The organism is Streptomyces sp. NPDC026659, assembly GCF_040638245.1.
In the GTDB taxonomy this organism is placed as follows: domain Bacteria; phylum Actinomycetota; class Actinomycetes; order Streptomycetales; family Streptomycetaceae; genus Streptomyces.
Genome location: NZ_JBEZXY010000001.1, coordinates 863,413 through 880,016 on the forward strand (window position 1 = coordinate 863,413; position 16,604 = coordinate 880,016).

The window sequence follows — 16,604 nt, forward strand, 5'->3', positions numbered from 1 at the left end:
AGAGCGCCCGTACCGGTCGGCCTGGTTCTCTCAACTGGGTTGACATCGTTGTCCGTTGGGACGGTAAAGTCATGTACGGAACCACTAGACAACGTTGTCGCCGCCCCACCCCGGCGAGGCCCCCGCCTCTCCCCACAAGCCGCCGCACCCCCGCAAGGCCAGCACCATCCGGACGGGCACCACCCCCTCGCCCACCCGGCTCGCGGACCCGGTGGACCGTTCTCCACCGGGTCCGCCCAGAGCGATGCCCGGGCGGGGGTCACTCACAGGTGCCGCTGCCGCTTTGACGCCCTCACCTACCCGAAGGCAGGAGATTCCGGTCCGTACCGCTGCGCGGTACCACCTTGGGTTCCTGTTTCACAGGCCTCTGCCGACCGGTAAGGGTCGGTCTTACGTGGCCTCCGCAGGCCTGACTTCCCGCCCGCCCGGCGGTAGGCCGGACAACTCCGTTGATCGGCAGCTCAATTCTAGCCGTATCGCTGCGGCTCTTCGGGGCGCTGTGGACGGGATGCTCTACACCTCCACCCTGAAGGGTGGAGCACTGGGCAAGCATTCGATCGCGATGGTGTCGACCTCCCGCTGCTCCCCTGGGGGGGGACCAGGCCATGTCCGTCGCAACGGGGAGGCGGGGTGCGACTGTGTCATGCGCCCATCCTGCCGCTCCGGTCGCGGGGGTCGCCTGAGTACGGCTACTCAGTCCGCGCCGGGCGCGCTCCGCGTACGACGAAGGGCCGCACCCCCGAGGGGGTGCGGCCCTTCAACCGCGTTACCGGAAAGGCTACTTGCCGATCAGGTTGCGCAGCACGTACTGCATGATGCCGCCGTTGCGGTAGTAGTCGGCCTCACCGGGGGTGTCGATGCGGACGACCGCGTCGAACTCCACGCCCGTGTCGGTGGTGACCTTGACCGTGCGCGGGGTGGTGCCGTTGTTCAGCTCCTCGACGCCGGTGAAGGAGAAGGTCTCCTCGCCGGTCAGGCCGAGGGAGGCCGCGGTGGCGCCCTCCGGGAACTGGAGCGGGAGCACGCCCATGCCGATGAGGTTCGAGCGGTGGATGCGCTCGTAGGACTCGGCGATGACGGCCTTGACGCCGAGGAGCGCGGTGCCCTTGGCGGCCCAGTCGCGGGACGAGCCGGAGCCGTACTCCTTGCCCGCGAGCACGACCAGCGGGATGCCCTGGTCGATGTAGTTGCGCGAGGCGTCGTAGATGAAGGAGACCGGCGCGCCCTCGACGGTGAAGTCGCGGGTGTAGCCGCCCTCGGTGCCCGGCGCGATCTGGTTGCGCAGGCGGATGTTGGCGAAGGTGCCGCGGATCATGACCTCGTGGTTGCCACGGCGCGAGCCGTAGGAGTTGAAGTCACGACGCTCCACACCGTGCTCGGTGAGGTACTTGCCCGCCGGGGTGTCGGCCTTGATCGCGCCGGCCGGGGAGATGTGGTCGGTGGTGACCGAGTCGCCCAGCTTGGCGAGCACGCGGGCACCGGTGATGTCCGAGACCGGAGTGGTCTCCATCGTCATGCCCTCGAAGTACGGGGGCTTGCGGACGTAGGTCGACTCCGCGTCCCACTCGAAGGTGTTGCCGGTCGGGATCGGCAGGGCCTGCCACTGGGCGTCGCCCGCGAAGACGTCCTCGTAGGACTTGGCGAACATGTCCTCGCCGATGGCGTTCGCGACGACCTCGTTGACCTCGGCCTCGGAGGGCCAGATGTCCTTGAGGAAGACCGGGTTGCCGTCCTGGTCGATGCCCAGGGCGTCCTTGGTGATGTCCACCTTCATGGAGCCCGCGAGGGCGTACGCGACCACCAGCGGCGGGGAGGCCAGGTAGTTCATCTTGACGTCGGGGTTGATCCGGCCCTCGAAGTTGCGGTTGCCGGAGAGCACCGAGACGACGGCGAGGTCGTGGTCGTTGACGGCCTTGGAGACCTCCTCCGGCAGCGGGCCGGAGTTGCCGATGCAGGTGGTGCAGCCGTAGCCGACCAGGTTGAAGCCGACCTTGTCGAGGTACGGCGTCAGGCCCGCCTTCTCGAAGTAGTCGGTGACGACCTTCGAGCCCGGGGCGAGGGTGGTCTTGACCCACGGCTTGCGGGTCAGGCCCTTCTCCACGGCCTTCTTGGCGACGAGCGCCGCGGCGACCATGACGTACGGGTTGGAGGTGTTGGTGCAGGAGGTGATGGCCGCGACCGTCACCGCACCGTGGTCCAGCTCGTAGGTGGTGCCGTCGGGGGCGGTCACGGTGACCGGGTTCGACGGGGTGCCGTTGGGGGCGACGGCCGGGGAGTCGGAGGCCGGGAAGGACTCCTTGCCCGCCTCGTCCACGACGTCCACGTAGTTGAGGACGTCCGACTTGAACTGCTCGGCGGCGTTCGCCAGGACGATGCGGTCCTGCGGGCGCTTCGGGCCGGCGATGGAGGGGACGACCGTGGAGAGGTCCAGCTCGAGCTTCTCGGAGAAGTCGGGCTCGGCCTTCGGGTCCAGCCAGAGGCCCTGCTCCTTGGCGTACGCCTCGACGAGCGCGACCTGCTGGTCCGAACGGCCGGTCAGGCGCAGGTAGTTCAGGGTCTCGTCGTCTACGGGGAAGATCGCGGCGGTGGAGCCGAACTCCGGCGACATGTTGCCGATGGTGGCGCGGTTGGCCAGGGAGGTGGCGGCCACACCCTCGCCGTAGAACTCGACGAACTTGCCGACGACACCGTGCTTGCGCAGCATCTCGGTGATGGTCAGCACGAGGTCGGTCGCGGTGGTGCCGGGCGTGAGCTCACCGGTGAGCTTGAAGCCGACGACGCGCGGGATCAGCATGGAGACCGGCTGGCCGAGCATGGCGGCCTCGGCCTCGATGCCGCCGACGCCCCAGCCGAGCACGCCGAGGCCGTTGACCATGGTGGTGTGCGAGTCGGTGCCGACCAGGGTGTCGGGGTACGCCTTGCCGTCACGGACCATGACGACGCGGGCCAGGTGCTCGATGTTCACCTGGTGGACGATGCCGGTGCCCGGCGGGACGACCTTGAAGTCGTCGAACGCGGTCTGGCCCCAGCGCAGGAACTGGTAGCGCTCCTTGTTGCGGCCGTACTCCAGGTCGACGTTCTGCTTGAACGCGTCGTTGGTGCCGAACTTGTCGGCGATGACGGAGTGGTCGATGACCATCTCGGCCGGGGAGAGCGGGTTGATCTTCGCCGGGTCGCCGCCGAGCGCCGCGACGGCCTCACGCATGGTGGCGAGGTCGACGACACAGGGAACGCCGGTGAAGTCCTGCATGATCACGCGGGCCGGCGTGAACTGGATCTCCTGGCTGGGCTGAGCCTGCGAGTCCCAGCCGCCGAGGGCGCGGATGTGGTCGGCGGTGATGTTCGCGCCGTCCTCCGTGCGGAGCAGGTTCTCCAGCAGGACCTTCAGGCTGTACGGCAGGCGGGCCGAGCCCTCGACCTTGTCCAGCCGGAAGATCTCGTACGACTCGTCGCCCACCTGCAGCGTGCTACGGGCGTCGAAGCTGTTCGCCGACACGACAGTCTCCTTCATTGATGTGCGCGTTCCACCGCATCCTGCCGCCACGCCGGTCTGGCCAATCCGCTAAGGTAAGGCTAAGTTAGGTAACCCTTACCGGTACGGCTGCTGCGGTGCGCCTCGGCAGATATCTCGATGTCGAGATAACTCTAGTACATGGGGGCTGGATGGTCATGCCCGGGCTCGGGTGAGCGCGCTGAGAGGCACCGGCCCGTCCCGGGCGGGGTGGCGCCGCCGGTACGGTCGGTCCGTGTGCACCTACGCCTTCGTCCACTACAAGCTGCACTACGCGTGCGTGTCGTGCCGGATCAGCTTCAAACGGCACCCCCGTAACGCGGGACACACCTGCCCCCGCTGCACCGGTCCCCTGCTGTGCGCGGGCCACGACTTCGCCGCACCTCGCCGCAGCGACCGCAAGGCATGGTCGGTCGTCGCGGTCGTCCTGAACGCCGGCCTCCGCTACGAGGGCTTCGAACCCTGCGGCTGCGGCCGCGCCCCCAAGTTCCGCCCCCGCACCCGCGCCCAGCTACGCGCCCGCCGCGTGATCGCGGCCCGGACGGGGGCGCCGCTGGCGGAGGTGCTGGGGAGGGCGGAGCCGTCGGAGACCGGCTGATCCGAGAGGGACCGGCCCTCTGCCGCCGGGCCGAGGTCAGTAGAGCCAGCGGTCCAGAAGCGCCGGCCAGAGCAACCCCTCGTAGCCGTCGAAGGCCGCGGGGTCGATCTCCTTCAGCTTTTCGGCCAGCCTCTCCAGCTCGGCGAAGGCACGCTCTTCCTCCTCTTCGGAGAAGTGCTCCTCGGGGCCCTCCGGCTCGCCGAGAAGCTCTGATGCGGTGACGCGGGCGCCGTAACAGTGAAGGGTTTCGAGCCATACCCCGACGCCCGAGTTGGCGAACCGTGCCGCTCCGCCCGGCATGACGAAGTAGACCGCCCCTGTCTCCGGCTCGACGCCGAACGACGCCCGCTCCGCCGCCCCATCGTCGTCCGTGGTGAGGAGATAGAGCGGGCCACGGTCCGTGAGCAGGACCGGATCGGCCTCGCTCTGCATCACCACACGCTCGATGAGACGCGGAGTCACCGGAATGCCCACCTCGACGAGCCGCGCCTTCATGAAGTCCGGGATCCGCCAGCCGCCCACCACGCGCCGTTCGGCTCGCACTACATGCCCAGGACCGGCCCACTCGGTCAGCTGGTCGTACGTCGCCATCGAACGATCCCCCACAGTCGGCTGCCGACCCCGACCCTACCGAGCCGCCCCCTCCTCCTGATGGAAATCCCCTCGCCGCAGCGACGTTTGATCTCTCTCGAGGAGACCAGCGGATCCTGGTGCACATTCGCTTCTCGGAATCGGGCGACTACGACGCCCTCCACTCCGAGATTCTGGTGAGCAGCGAATTCGTGAACGGGCGCGTCGAGTTGTACATCAACGCCTACGACCTCGACAGCTGGAGCGAGGTTCTGGAGGCTCTCGCGGCCGGGCAGTCGGCGACCTGGCTCGAGAGTGGGCGGTCTCCTCGCGTGAGGATCGCTCCTCCGGAGGGGTCCGAAAGCGGGTGCACGGAAATAAGCGTCCACGACGTCACCGGCTCGCAGATCCATGTCACCGTCCCCGTCGCGGTAGAGCCCGACTGGATCGAGCGCCACCGTCAGCTGCTCGGGGAGATCAGGGACCGGTTCCCGTTGGCGCGCTGAGTGACAGGATCCCCCCATGGGTCTGCACATGGTCGTCGGAGTCCCCGACCGCGCCGAGGACGAGTATGTCGAGATGGTCCGCGCCGACTTCGCCGCGATCGGGGAGTTGCTCGACCGCGCCGGGGTGGGGCCGTGGGCCGAGCCCGGGCGGGTCGACGTCGAGGACGCGGAGTTCGAGATGTGGGGGTACTCGGGGCTGCACGCCGTTCGGCGTCTCGCCGTGCATCTCGCGGCGCACGGCCGGCTCCCCGAGCCCTTGCCGGCGAACGAGTCACGGCGGGCGAGTGGCGATCCGCTGCTGAGGAAGGTGTACGAAGGGCTCCCCGGGGAGCGGCCCGAGCCGTTCGAGCACCTGGTCCATCACGCGGACCACGAGGGGTACTACGTCCCGGTCGACTTCGCCCGGGTCATCACCGGCGCACCGGGCGGAGCGCTCGGCTCGTCGGTGCGGCTGCTGGCGGAGACTCGCCGGATCGCCGCGGCCCTCGGGCTGCCCGAGGACCTCGATCCGGACTCCGAGGAGGTCTTCGAGGCGTCGGACGCCGAGGAACCGGCCGAGGAAGGGTGGCAGCGGTACGGCGTCGAGTCGTACGTCTGCCTCCAGCTGATCCGGGCCGCGAAGCTCTCCATCGCCACGGGGGCGGCCATCGCACTCGTCTGAGCCGGGGCCGGGGCCGGGCCACGCCACGCATGGGAAGGGCGCCGGAAAACATCCGTACCGCCTGCGACGGCACCGGCAGACTGACCCCATGACCGTCTCAGACCCCAAGGACGACCTGCGCTTCTACCTCCAGGCCGCCCGCGATGCCCTCCTCTGGAAGCTCGACGGCCTCGCGGAGTACGACATCCGCCGCCCGTTCACGCCGACCGGCACCAACCTCCTGGGCTTGGTGAAGCACGCGGCCGGTGTGGAGCTGGGCTATCTCGGCGACACCTTCGGACGACCGTCCGGCGAACCACTGCCCTGGCTCGACGACGACGCGGAGCCCAACGCGGACATGTGGGCCACCGCCGACGAGTCACGCGCGTACATCGTGGACCTCTACCGCAGGGCGTGGGCGCACGCCGACGCCACGATCGACGCGCTGCCGCTGGACACGGTCGGCAGGGTCCCGTGGTGGCCGGACGGAAAGGACGACGTGACGTTGCATCACGCCGTCATACGCGTGACGGCCGACACGCACCGCCACGCCGGACACGCCGACATCCTCCGGGAACTCATGGACGGCGCCGTCGGAATGAACCAGGGCAACACCAGCATCCCGCCGGGCGACGGGGAGTGGTGGGAGACGTACCGGAACGGGCTGGAGCGGGCGGCTCGGGAGGCCGGGCGGAACGCGTGACGCAGGGCGTGAGATCGGACCGTCTCGCCGTCGCCTGGTGCGTGGTCCGGCGGTCGGGCGGTCGGGCGGTCGGCCCAAAGGCCTACGGGCTCAGACCCTTGGCCCGACCACCCAAGAACATCCTCAGAACTTCAGGACCTCAGAAACTTCAGGACCTCAGGAACACTCCTCCGCGGGCGCGTCCGCCTGCCGCAGGCTCCGCTGTGTCTTCTGGCCGGGCGGAGTGCCGGTCAGGCGGTCGGCCAGTTCGGCGGCGGTGTGTCCGGTGAACTCGTCACGCAGGCTGTAGTCCGGATCGCCCGGGTCGAGTGCGGCCGCGCGGGCGGCCTTCAGCAGGACTGGCCGTCCCTGGAACTCGCCCTCGCCGAGGACCCCGTTGTCGTACGGGATGATCGACTCGGAGCCGAGCCCACGCCACTGGCCGGGCAGCTCGCCGTCGCCCGGGACGCACCGGGGAGCCTGCCATTCGAGGGCCATCACGTAATGGTGGCCCGTCTCGATGCGCGGCTGGCCCTCCCCCGCCATCTCGGTACGGTTGTGGACGTCGCCGTCGGTGAACTGCCAGCCGTAGGCGGTCCAGTCGAACGACGAGGGTGCGGCCTGGGCGGCCCCGGAACGCGTCCACAGGACCTTGTCGACGCGGAGGGTGACCCCTCGGAGGATGACGCCCTCGCCGCGGTCGATCTCCTCCTGGCTCGGCGGGATGTCCCGCTCGTCCACCGGCGTGACCTCGACGACGTGGTCGGCGTACGTGACCCAGTCGGTCGCCGTCTGGGAGGGGTGCCGGTCGGCGCCGTGCGCGATGACGACTCCGGTGTGCCGTTGCTCGTGCGCGGCGGCCCCGGTGGGCGTGTGCGCGACGGCGAGGGCGGTGACGGCGAGCGCGGCCGCCGCGGCGGTTCCGGCCGCCAGGGTGGTGATGCGTGCGGATCGTCTCAACTCGATTCCCCCGTCGGTCAGTAGACGATGTTGATGTTGTTCTTGTTGTTCGAGCCGAGGGTCTGTCCGTAGTCGACGGACTTCTTCATGCAGCCCAGGATGCTGTCCTGCATGCCGACGCGCGGATAGGCGAGGTCACCGTGCGTGAGGCCGACGGCGTGTCCGGTCTCGTGGCAGGACAGTCCAGGGGTGTAGGCACCGGGCTGGATGCGGATGTACTGCTGGTCGCACTTGTAGTTGCCCGGACTGTCGTCATTGCAGTAGGTGAAGCCGTCGTCGTTGCCGGGCACGGCGGCCTCGCTGTAGTAGATGTCCGTCTCGGCGCTTCCGGACCAGCTCGGCGAGGAGTCGTAGTGGATCGACAGATGGGTGGGCCCGTACTGCGAGGACAGCATGTCCTGGACGATCGCCTTGTCGTCCGCTTCCAGCTTGTTCGAACCGCCGGAGTCCATGTAGTAGGTGAGGTAGTCGTTGTCGGTCTGGCAGATGGTTCCGTTGGTGCCGTCCAGACAGCCGACGTAGTAGTTGGCGGTGGGCACGATGTTGTCGACGGATTCCGCCGAACTCGGGGCGGCGGTGACGAGCACACCCACCGCGGCCAGGGCGAACGCCCACAGGACGTGGATCTTGTGACGTATCGGCACCTGTCTCAAAAGGATTCCCCCTGCTCAGGTCGATTGCCGCTCAGATGGTCGGCCGAGCGCGCGACCCCGGTGCCCGCACAAGCGTTCACAGGCACCGGAGACGCCCAATCGTCCCCCCAACTACACGGTGCAGCAAGGGAGTTGAGGATATCGAGAGGTCCCGGCCCTCAGGGGCGAGTCCGGCTCCAGAAGGCCGGGCAGGGGGTGTGGGCCGCCTCGGCCAGGTGGCTTGTGACACGGGCGCGGTACGCGTTCAGCTCGGCGCCCCGGAAGATGTCGAGCTCCTCGTCGTAGCGGCGGGGGACGACGATCAGGGCGTGCTGCCCGGGTTCCACCTTCTTCTCCTCGTCCGCCTTCGCCGGGTCGACGACGTCGAGCGTGACCTGCCGCTCACCCTTCCCCGGCTTGATCCATTCCGTGACGTGGAACGTGACGGTGATGTGCCCCGCCTTGGACGGTGTCGGGCGCACGGTCGCGACATCACCCACGGCGATCGTGGTCGCGCACGAGATCCACTGGGGCAGCGTCTGGCCCTGCCCGTCCTGAGGTGCCGGACGGCCGCCGCCCGAGGACGTGAGCAGCGTCGCCGTCACCGCGACGACGCAGGCCGCCGCGGCGACCGACACGGCCACGGCGGTCCGGCGCGTACGCCACCACGGCCCGGCGGTCCCGGTGTCGCGGACCGGTGCGGGCACGAATTCGGGGGCGGGGGTGGGGATGGCTTCGGGGGCGGGGATGGGTTCGGGGGCGGGGGTGGGGATGGGTTCGGGGCGTGCGGCCTCGTCCCCGATCGCGCGGATGGCACGGCGTACCAGGTCCTCGTCCGGGTCGGTCATGGCTAGATCACCTCCATGTCGCGCAGCCGTCGGCCGAGCGCGGCCACGGCGGTGTGCAGTCTGCTCTTGACCGTTCCTTCGGGGACGCGCAGACGCTGCGCGATCTCCCGGACGGGCAGGTCGGCGTAGTACCGCAGGGCGAGCACCTGCCGTTGCACGGCCGGCAGGCTCTGCATCCCCTCGGCCACGGTCAGGGCCAGAACCCGCGCGTCCTCGGTCTGATCCGGCGGTGGCCGGTCCGTCCAGCGCGCGGCCAGCCGTTCGCCCAGCGATTCGTCGCGGGCCCGGCGCCGGTGCCAGTCGACCGCGACACGGGAGGCCACGACCGACAGCCATGCCTGCCGGTTGTGGATCTCTTCCCCCGCGTCCAGCAGCTTGACCCGCACCTGCTGGACGCCGTCCTCCAGCTCCCCCCAGGGCACTCCGCCGAGAGACAGCATCGCGCGGACCAGTTCAACGTCCGAGGGCTCCAGCAGCGGCACGCCAGGGGCATGTCTACGCTCGTAGGACATCAGACTCCCCTTCTTCTTCCTCATACGACGGAGCCACCCCCGGAAACGTTCGGCCCGGGCGGGACGCGGTGGCGGCGACAGCCGGAGCGAGGCGCGGAGGGTGCGACGACGGGCCGGGGCGAGGCGGGGGAGGCGACGACGGGCCGGAGCGAGGCGCGGGGGGAGGCGACGACGGGCCGGAGCGAGGCGCGGGGGGGCGACGACGGGCCGGGGCGAAAAGCGGCTTGGGGGCGAAAAGGCGCTCGCGCGCCGCCCGGCTGCGGTGAGACCATCCGCCGGTGAGCCACTTCTCGTACCACCCGCTCCCCCAGGGCACATCGGCGAGCGCCTTCCGCACTCCCGAGCCGCGGCGCGCCGAGCCCGGAGCGTGGCCGGGGTTCGAGAAGGCGCTGGAGGCGGTGAACCGGGACCTCGCGGCCACGCTGCCCGAACACCCCCCGCTGGTACTGATGCTGCTGCCCGCCTGCGAGGCGGACGAGCCCGAGCAGCTGTACGTGGCGCTGCCGGACGGCAGCTGGCAGGGCAACGCCGTGCACCCCGAGGACACGACGGACGACTCCGGCGTACCGGAGCCGACCGATCCCGCGCGGCTCCTCGCACGCGTCGCCGACGCCGCCCAGGAGACGGTGATGGAGATGTCCTGGCAGGTGTGGCCGGTGTGCCCGTACCACAAGCTGGGCCTGCACGTCCGTACCGCCGAGGCCGTGGTGTGGTGGTGCGGGGATGCCGACGGCGGTCACGCGGCGGCGGAGGTGGGCCGGCTGGCCGGGTCCCTGCCGGGGAAACGACGGCGCGAGCTGCGCCGCGAGGAGCGCGCCCGGCGCACACCGTGAGCCGGCCCTTGGTTCCCCCTAGATTCCCCGCACGATGAGCCGCTTGCTGTCCGTGTTCCGTATCCGCAGCGGGGCGATGGCCTGGTACTCGGGCGAGTCGTTCCAGGCCCGGGCCGAGTCGACGTCGGGGAACTCCACGAGGACGATCTGCCCCGGCGCCCAGTCGCCCTCGACCACGTCGATGTCGCCGCCGCGCGCGAGGTACCGCCCGCCGTACGGCTCCAGGGTGGCGATGACCTTCGCGCGGTACTCGGCCAGTTCTCCGGCGTCGCCGGTCAGCTGTACGTCCGCGATCACATAGGCGCTCATGGACGGGGACTGTACTGGCACCCGTGTCTCGACTTGAGCGACGGCCGTCCCCGGTGACAATCGAAGAGGGCGCCATGGACGGCGCCGCCCGCCGATGCTTCACAAGACAACCCGACATAGCCCGATTTACCGGATTCCTCGCCAGGTGTCATCACGTGCCCGCCACCGGCGTGACACCGCATCACCCGAATGGACCCCCCGGGAGGGCGCCATCTCATATCTGAGATAGCCTCAACCTCATGTCAGACGACTACCTCGTACGCATCGGCAAGCTCATCCGTGACGCCCGGCAGCACCGCGGCTGGACTCAGGCCCAGCTCGCGGAGGCTCTCGGCACGAGCCAGAGCGCGGTCAACCGCATCGAGCGCGGGAACCAGAACATCAGCCTTGAGATGATCGCCCGCATCGGAGAGGCCCTGGACAGCGAGATCGTGTCGCTGGGCTACGCGGGCCCGATGCATCTGCGCGTCGTCGGCGGCCGTCGCCTGTCCGGCGCCATCGACGTCAAGACGAGCAAGAACGCCTGCGTCGCCCTGCTGTGCGCGTCCCTGCTGAACAAGGGCCGTACGGTACTGCGCCGGGTCGCCCGGATCGAGGAGGTGTACCGCCTCCTGGAGGTGCTCAACTCCATCGGCGTCCGCACCCGCTGGATCAACGACGGCGTCGACCTCGAACTCGTCCCCCCGGCCCAGCTGGAGATGGACGCCATCGACGCGGAGGCGGCCGTCCGCACCCGCTCGATCATCATGTTCCTCGGCCCGCTGCTGCACCGCATGGACCGCTTCATGCTGCCGTACGCCGGCGGCTGCGACCTCGGCACCCGCACCATCGAGCCGCACATGATCGCGCTGCGCCGGTTCGGCCTGGACATCGCGGCGACCGAGGGGCAGTACCACGCGGTGGTGGACCGTACCGTCCGCCCGGACCGCCCGATCGTCCTGACCGAGCGCGGCGACACCGTGACCGAGAACGCACTGCTCGCGGCCGCCCGCCACGACGGCGTGACCGTCATCCGCAACGCCTCCTCCAACTACATGGTCCAGGACCTGTGCTTCTTCCTGGAGGCCCTGGGCGTACGGGTCGAGGGCATCGGCACCACCACCCTCACCGTGCACGGCGTCCCGAACATCGACATCGATGTCGACTACTCCCCCTCCGAGGACCCGGTCGAGGCGATGAGCCTGGTCGCCGCGGCCGTGGTGACGGAGTCCGAGCTGACGGTCCGCCGGGTGCCGATCGAGTTCCTCGAGATCGAGCTGGCGGTCCTGGAGGAGATGGGCCTCGACCACGACCGCAGCCGCGAGTACTTCGCCGACAACGGCCGTACCCGGCTGGTCGACCTCACGGTCCGCCCCTCCAAGCTGGAGGCGCCGATCGACAAGATCCACCCGATGCCGTTCCCCGGCCTCAACATCGACAACGTCCCCTTCTTCGCCGCCATCGCCGCCGTCGCCCAGGGCAAGACCCTGATCCACGACTGGGTCTACGACAACCGCGCGATCTACCTGACGGACCTCAACCGCCTGGGCGGCCGCCTCCAACTCCTCGACCCCCACCGGGTGTTGGTGGAAGGCCCCACCCGCTGGCGCGCCGCCGAGATGATGTGCCCGCCCGCACTCCGCCCCGCCGTGGTCGTCCTCCTGGCGATGATGGCGGCGGAGGGCACGTCGGTGCTCCGCAACGTGTACGTCATCAACCGGGGGTACGAGGACCTCGCGGAGCGGCTGAACTCGATCGGGGCGCAGATCGAGATCTTCCGGGACATCTGACCGGCGCGGGTGTCGTGCCCCTTGGAGATGAGGGGCACGACACCTCAGCTCAGCCCGCAGTCGCTCCGGGGCGGGGCGAACCCGTGAACCGCTACTCGTCACAACGCCTGGCCGACGACTCCTTGTTCCCCTTTGAGATGTGACATTTCGCCAGGTCGGCGTGCCTTTCGCGGAAGGCAGGACCCCGTGCATAGTCCCTGGGCGGCCAACAGGCTCGCAGGGAGGGGATCCGGCACTTTGAGGACCGACAGGACGTCCGGCCACGCGTTGGACGGCACCGCGCCGAAAGAGGCGGAGCGACCTCGGCAGTCGGGGCTGGTGACGCGTGGGCTGCTGCCCGAGCGGGGGCCCCGGCGGACACTGGCACTGGCGACGTTCATCAGCATGACCGGCGGCGGTCTCTTCATGACCGGCGCGGCGCTGTTCTTCACCCGCTCGGTCGGACTGTCGGTGGCACAGGTCGGTCTGGGCATGGGCGTGGCGGCCCTGGCCGGCATGGCGGCAGCGGTGCCGATGGGGCGGGTGGCCGACCGGCGCGGTCCGCGGGAGACGTATCTGGCGATCCAGTGCGTGCAGGCTGCCGCGATGGCGGCGCTGGTGCTGGTGCACTCGTTCGGGATGTTCGTCCTTGTCATCTCCCTCACCCAGCTCGCGTCCTCGGCCGGTGCCGCTGCCCGGGGCCCGCTGACGCGCGGCCTTGCGGGGGCGGATTCGACGAAGTACCGCTCCTATCTGCGGGCCGTGGCCAATCTGGCCGGCGCGTGTGGCGCGGTCGTGGCCGGCGTGGTGGTGCAGGTGGACACCCGAGGTGCGTACGTGGCACTGGTGCTGGCCAATGCCCTGAGTTTCCTGCTCTGCGCGGCCGTCGTGAGCCGACTGCCGCATCTGCCGCCTTTGGGGGAACGGGACTCCGCCTCGGGGACGTCCCCCGCAGGCCGTTGGGGTGTTCTGAAGGACCGTCCCTACGTGGTGGTCACCGTACTGGACTCGATCCTTTCGCTTCAGGGACATGTCCTGGTGTTCGCGCTGCCGCTGTGGATCGTCGGGCACAGCGCAGCACCCCAGTGGCTGGTCGGAGCGTGCGCGGTGGTCAACACACTGATCGTGGTGCTGTTCCAGGTGCGGGCGAGCCGAGGGGTGGTCGACAACGTCTCGGCGGGGCGGGTCGCGGCCCGTTCCGGTGTGGCGTTCCTGCTCGGCATGGCGGCGACGTCGGCCGCCGCGGGAGCCCCGGGATGGCTCGCCACGATAATGATCGTCGCCGGTGTCGTCGTGCACACGATCGGTGAGTTGTGGCACACCGCCGCCTCGTTCGAACTGAGCTTCAAACTGGCGCCCGCCCATGCCCAGGGTCAGTACTCCGGACTGAGCGCCACCGGAGCCGGCGTGGCAAGTTCGCTGGCCCCGTCGATTCTGGGCCTGTTCTGCATTACCTGGGGTGTTGCCGGCTGGCTGGCTCTGGGTGGCGTGTTCGTACTCGCGGGACTGGCGATGCCGTATGCGGTCCGATGGGCCGAGCAGGGCGATAGCCGTTGCGGTGGTTGACGCGTTCGTCGCGACAGATCCCCGTGAAATCGCCGATCCGCACCGTCGATTCGAATCAATTTCCGGGGCCAGGTCCAGATTGGCTGGAGTGATGCGGGAGACAATATCGCCGCAGCGGCAATAAAGATAATTGGAGTGGTTCGGTCAACACCGGCGACGGCCTGTGGAGTTTTACGGAACCCATCCACGGCCAGCCACTGTCCCCTAGAATGGGGCGGAAATCGGCATTACTTCGTGGCACCTCATGGGGGGGGCTGTGAAAATCAAAGCGTCACCAGCAAGTCACATGAACCGCGCCGTTATCGCACTTCTCGTCCTGGCGACGACGGTACTGGCCATGGCCAGTAGTGCGACGGCCAGTACCGAGGCCGTGAAAACCCGGGCCGAGTCCGTGAGGTTGGGCCCGGCTGCCTCCACCCACTCGATCAAGAGCACGGTCACGGGCCGCTGCCTGGACGATAGCATCGCCTACGGTTTGCGAACGTTTCCGTGCAACGGGCTCGCGTTCCAGAAATTCATTTTCTGGCGCGACCCTCGCGGCACCTATCTGCTGCAGAACCAGGCAACCAAGCGCTGCCTCTACGACAGCCCCACTCGCGGAATCTGGGCCGCTGCGTGCACCGGCTCCAGCAACCAGCACTGGTACCTCGTCACCTGGGCACGCGGCGGCCCGTACGGTTTCGCGAACCGCTATACGATGCGATGCATCGACACCACTTCTGTCGCAGGCGTCAGCATCTTGCAGACCCTGCCGTGCAGGACGGTAAACCATCAGAAGTTCTCTCTCCGATGACCTTGACCGTCGGACAGCGGCTCGCGGACCGTGGGCGAAGAGACCGACGAGTTCAGCTGCTTTGATCCGCTGCTGGACACCGTTGCCGCGTGACTCCCGCGCTCACCCGGAGTTGTACCCCCAGCGCGCCTGGCCGTCCCTGCCCATGAAGCACTTCGCGGGGCGTCCGTCGGTGGTGGTCGCGGTGGCTCCCACCGGAGAGCAGTACTGGCCGAACTGGGTGCCCGTGTGGCTTCCGGTGCCGCCGCTGGTTCCGCCGGAGGTGGTGGAGGAGCCGCCGCTGGACGAGCCGCCGCCGGTGCTGCCTCCTGTCGTGCCGCCGCTCGTGGTGGAGTCGTACTGCGGCTGAGGGCGCGGGCGTGACTCGGGCTCGGGGTTCGGGTTCGGCTTGGGTTTCGGTTTGGGCTTCGGCTTCGGGCTGGGGCTGGGGCTGGGCTGAGCGCAGGGGGTGTCGGGGTCGATCAGCCACAGGTCGACCTGCGTCCAGGCCGAGACCTCGCTCTCGGGTTCCGGCTGCTGACGGCACACCCGCCAGTCGTCCAGGTCCCGGTCGTCGTACAGGCGCCTGTTGGTGTGGGCGTGCCAGGTGGCCGTGTGAGCGACGTCGAGGTCGCCGAGGACACGTACGGCGTCGTCGAACCGTCGGCCGATGAGGTCCGGCATGACGATCCGGCGCGGGCCGAGCAGCTGCGCGGGGCACAGTTCCTGTTCGGGGACCGCGTACAGCGTCAGGAATCTGCTTGAAGGGCGAACCGATTCATCGCGGGAGGGCGTCTGGAAGCAGACCCGCCAGCCGCTTGTGGTGATGTCCACCCGGCGGAGGTCGGAGGAGGCATCGACCGCCGACACGCTCACCCATGGGTGGCGCCGGGCGTCCGCGACAGCGGCGGTGAGCTCGGCGCCCTTGAAGTCGGGGACGTCCAGGACGCTGTCCGTCCCGCTCCGCGCGGTCGCGTGTCCGCCGCCCGACCCCGCGCCCGACCCCGCGCCCGAGCCGGCGAACAGCGCTCCGACCACGGCGAGGGATATGAGGACGGGGTGCCTGCGTATCCAGGTGAGGAACCGGGCCCGGCCGTGCGGTCGCAGGGGAGAGTCCGCGGGCAGGAGATCACCCATGCGCTGGAGCAGATCGCCCTTCGGATCGATCTTCGAACCGTGCAGTTTGTACGGCTTCCCGTCGATGAGGAGATCGACGGAGTTCAGGATGCCGTACGTACGGCGGAGGACCCGCAGGGGCTGGGGAGCCCGGATCGCCTTGGGCGCCACGAGACCGCGAAGGAAGACGAGTCCGTTCCTCGTGAGCGCCGCATAGCCCCAGCCGCAGTGGTAGAGGGCGCGTATGTCTTCGCCCGGTTCGAGCTCCGCCAGCAGCACGCTCCTGTGATCGTCGGACAGGGAGAGATTCTCGTCGGCCGCTACCACGGCCGTGCGCGGATCACCGGCGAGAGAGCCGGTCGCCGGGTTGCCCGCGCGCTGGACGAGCCCACCCGACGCGTCGAGCCGTGAGCCCCACACGGCGACGCGTCGCCCCTTCACCGACACGTCCACGCGCTGCCGCACCCCGTACGCGGGCCGGAGGATGGCCAGCGGCCTCTCGACCCGCGTCGGCGTCTCCCCGCCCAGGAGGATGAGCGCGTCGTCGGTGAGCGCGGCGTATCCCAGGCCCTGGTGATAGAGCGCCAGCACCATCTCCCCGGCACGGAGGGCGGCGAGGAGTTCCTTCGCCCTGTGGGGCGGAAGGGTGACCGTCTCGTGGGCCGCCACCTTGGCGGTGCGGGGGTCATGACGCAGCGGACACTGCGCGGCAGCAGGGGACATAAGCGGAGGATAATGGCCGGCGATCTTGGGCCCGTTACCGGTCCCACCTGCGTACGGCGATGACCTGCCCTGCCGGGA

At 69.3% G+C, this 16,604-nt stretch carries 15 protein-coding genes and 1 pseudogene; 8 read left to right on the plus strand and 8 right to left on the minus strand.

Annotated features, from left to right (window positions below):
* Positions 1-778: 778 nt before the first annotated feature.
* On the minus strand, positions 779-3,496 hold the full coding sequence (gene acnA, locus AB0E91_RS03715; RefSeq protein ID WP_361774581.1) for an aconitate hydratase AcnA: 2,718 nt from the start codon (positions 3,494-3,496) through the stop codon (positions 779-781).
* Between the two features lie 250 nt (positions 3,497-3,746).
* Here acnA and AB0E91_RS03720 point away from each other — a divergent pair, with 250 nt between their 5' ends.
* Positions 3,747-4,109, plus strand: a complete 363-nt coding sequence (locus tag AB0E91_RS03720; RefSeq protein WP_361774584.1) for a hypothetical protein — start codon at positions 3,747-3,749, stop codon at positions 4,107-4,109.
* 36 nt (positions 4,110-4,145) lie between these two features.
* On the opposite strand, the gene AB0E91_RS03725 is transcribed toward AB0E91_RS03720, so the two are convergent.
* Positions 4,146-4,700: an SUKH-4 family immunity protein gene (locus AB0E91_RS03725; protein WP_361774587.1), complete on the minus strand. Its 555-nt coding sequence runs from the start codon at positions 4,698-4,700 to the stop codon at positions 4,146-4,148.
* 104 nt (positions 4,701-4,804) lie between these two features.
* On the opposite strand from AB0E91_RS03725, the pseudogene AB0E91_RS03730 reads away from it, so the two are divergent.
* The 3 genes and pseudogenes from AB0E91_RS03730 to AB0E91_RS03740 all read left to right on the plus strand — a co-directional run.
* Positions 4,805-5,185, plus strand: a pseudogene (locus AB0E91_RS03730) (DUF5959 family protein); the annotation flags it as partial.
* A 16-nt stretch (positions 5,186-5,201) separates the two neighbouring features.
* Positions 5,202-5,846 carry a hypothetical protein gene (locus AB0E91_RS03735; protein WP_361774590.1) on the plus strand — a complete coding sequence of 215 codons (645 nt, stop codon included), beginning with the start codon at positions 5,202-5,204 and terminating at the stop codon, positions 5,844-5,846.
* Positions 5,847-5,934: 88 nt separating this feature from the next.
* The gene (locus AB0E91_RS03740) at positions 5,935-6,528 is read left to right on the plus strand and encodes a DinB family protein (protein ID WP_361774593.1); all 594 of its coding nucleotides are present in this window, start codon (positions 5,935-5,937) and stop codon (positions 6,526-6,528) included.
* 156 nt (positions 6,529-6,684) lie between these two features.
* Here the strand turns inward: AB0E91_RS03740 and AB0E91_RS03745 are convergent, their stop codons facing one another.
* The 4 genes from AB0E91_RS03745 to AB0E91_RS03760 form a co-directional block, all read right to left on the minus strand.
* Positions 6,685-7,467, minus strand: a complete 783-nt coding sequence (locus AB0E91_RS03745) for a hypothetical protein (RefSeq protein WP_361774596.1) — start codon at positions 7,465-7,467, stop codon at positions 6,685-6,687.
* Between the two features lie 17 nt (positions 7,468-7,484).
* Complete coding sequence (locus AB0E91_RS03750) at positions 7,485-8,111, minus strand: hypothetical protein (protein ID WP_361774599.1); 627 nt, start codon at positions 8,109-8,111, stop codon at positions 7,485-7,487.
* 167 nt (positions 8,112-8,278) lie between these two features.
* The gene (locus tag AB0E91_RS03755; RefSeq protein WP_361774602.1) at positions 8,279-8,947 is read right to left on the minus strand and encodes a hypothetical protein; all 669 of its coding nucleotides are present in this window, start codon (positions 8,945-8,947) and stop codon (positions 8,279-8,281) included.
* Between the two features lie 2 nt (positions 8,948-8,949).
* Positions 8,950-9,459 (minus strand): sigma-70 family RNA polymerase sigma factor, encoded by a 510-nt coding sequence (locus tag AB0E91_RS03760; RefSeq protein ID WP_361774605.1) that lies wholly within the window; start codon positions 9,457-9,459, stop codon positions 8,950-8,952.
* Positions 9,460-9,737: 278 nt separating this feature from the next.
* On the opposite strand from AB0E91_RS03760, the gene AB0E91_RS03765 reads away from it, so the two are divergent.
* Positions 9,738-10,292 carry a hypothetical protein gene (locus tag AB0E91_RS03765; RefSeq protein ID WP_361774608.1) on the plus strand — a complete coding sequence of 185 codons (555 nt, stop codon included), beginning with the start codon at positions 9,738-9,740 and terminating at the stop codon, positions 10,290-10,292.
* A gap of 18 nt (positions 10,293-10,310) precedes the next feature.
* Here AB0E91_RS03765 and AB0E91_RS03770 read toward each other — a convergent pair whose 3' ends face one another.
* On the minus strand, positions 10,311-10,601 hold the full coding sequence (locus AB0E91_RS03770) for a DUF1330 domain-containing protein (RefSeq protein ID WP_361774611.1): 291 nt from the start codon (positions 10,599-10,601) through the stop codon (positions 10,311-10,313).
* A gap of 239 nt (positions 10,602-10,840) precedes the next feature.
* Between AB0E91_RS03770 and AB0E91_RS03775 the strand changes: the two genes are divergently transcribed.
* The 3 genes from AB0E91_RS03775 to AB0E91_RS03785 all read left to right on the plus strand — a co-directional run bounded on the left by AB0E91_RS03775 (position 10,841) and on the right by AB0E91_RS03785 (position 14,708).
* Complete coding sequence (locus AB0E91_RS03775; protein WP_161180614.1) at positions 10,841-12,370, plus strand: UDP-N-acetylglucosamine 1-carboxyvinyltransferase; 1,530 nt, start codon at positions 10,841-10,843, stop codon at positions 12,368-12,370.
* A 267-nt stretch (positions 12,371-12,637) separates the two neighbouring features.
* Positions 12,638-13,915, plus strand: a complete 1,278-nt coding sequence (locus AB0E91_RS03780; protein WP_361774615.1) for an MFS transporter — start codon at positions 12,638-12,640, stop codon at positions 13,913-13,915.
* 286 nt (positions 13,916-14,201) lie between these two features.
* Positions 14,202-14,708 (plus strand): RICIN domain-containing protein, encoded by a 507-nt coding sequence (locus tag AB0E91_RS03785; RefSeq protein WP_361774618.1) that lies wholly within the window; start codon positions 14,202-14,204, stop codon positions 14,706-14,708.
* Positions 14,709-14,810: 102 nt separating this feature from the next.
* On the opposite strand, the gene AB0E91_RS03790 is transcribed toward AB0E91_RS03785, so the two are convergent.
* Entirely contained in the window at positions 14,811-16,526 is a 1,716-nt protein-coding gene (locus tag AB0E91_RS03790; RefSeq protein WP_361774621.1) for a hypothetical protein, read from the minus strand.
* Positions 16,527-16,604 lie beyond the last annotated feature (78 nt).

Excerpts from the sequence above, each read along its gene's own strand:
- AB0E91_RS03790 (WP_361774621.1), bottom strand. The coding sequence starts at position 16,526 with ATGTCCCCTGCTGCCGCGCAGTGTCCGCTGCGTCATGACCCCCGCACC.
- AB0E91_RS03725 (WP_361774587.1), bottom strand. The coding sequence starts at position 4,700 with ATGGCGACGTACGACCAGCTGACCGAGTGGGCCGGTCCTGGGCATGTA.
- AB0E91_RS03785 (WP_361774618.1), top strand. The coding sequence starts at position 14,202 with ATGAACCGCGCCGTTATCGCACTTCTCGTCCTGGCGACGACGGTACTG.
- AB0E91_RS03770 (WP_361774611.1), bottom strand. The coding sequence starts at position 10,601 with ATGAGCGCCTATGTGATCGCGGACGTACAGCTGACCGGCGACGCCGGA.
- AB0E91_RS03760 (WP_361774605.1), bottom strand. The coding sequence starts at position 9,459 with ATGTCCTACGAGCGTAGACATGCCCCTGGCGTGCCGCTGCTGGAGCCC.
- AB0E91_RS03735 (WP_361774590.1), top strand. The coding sequence starts at position 5,202 with ATGGGTCTGCACATGGTCGTCGGAGTCCCCGACCGCGCCGAGGACGAG.
- AB0E91_RS03740 (WP_361774593.1), top strand. The coding sequence starts at position 5,935 with ATGACCGTCTCAGACCCCAAGGACGACCTGCGCTTCTACCTCCAGGCC.
- AB0E91_RS03755 (WP_361774602.1), bottom strand. The coding sequence starts at position 8,947 with ATGACCGACCCGGACGAGGACCTGGTACGCCGTGCCATCCGCGCGATC.
- AB0E91_RS03775 (WP_161180614.1), top strand. The coding sequence starts at position 10,841 with ATGTCAGACGACTACCTCGTACGCATCGGCAAGCTCATCCGTGACGCC.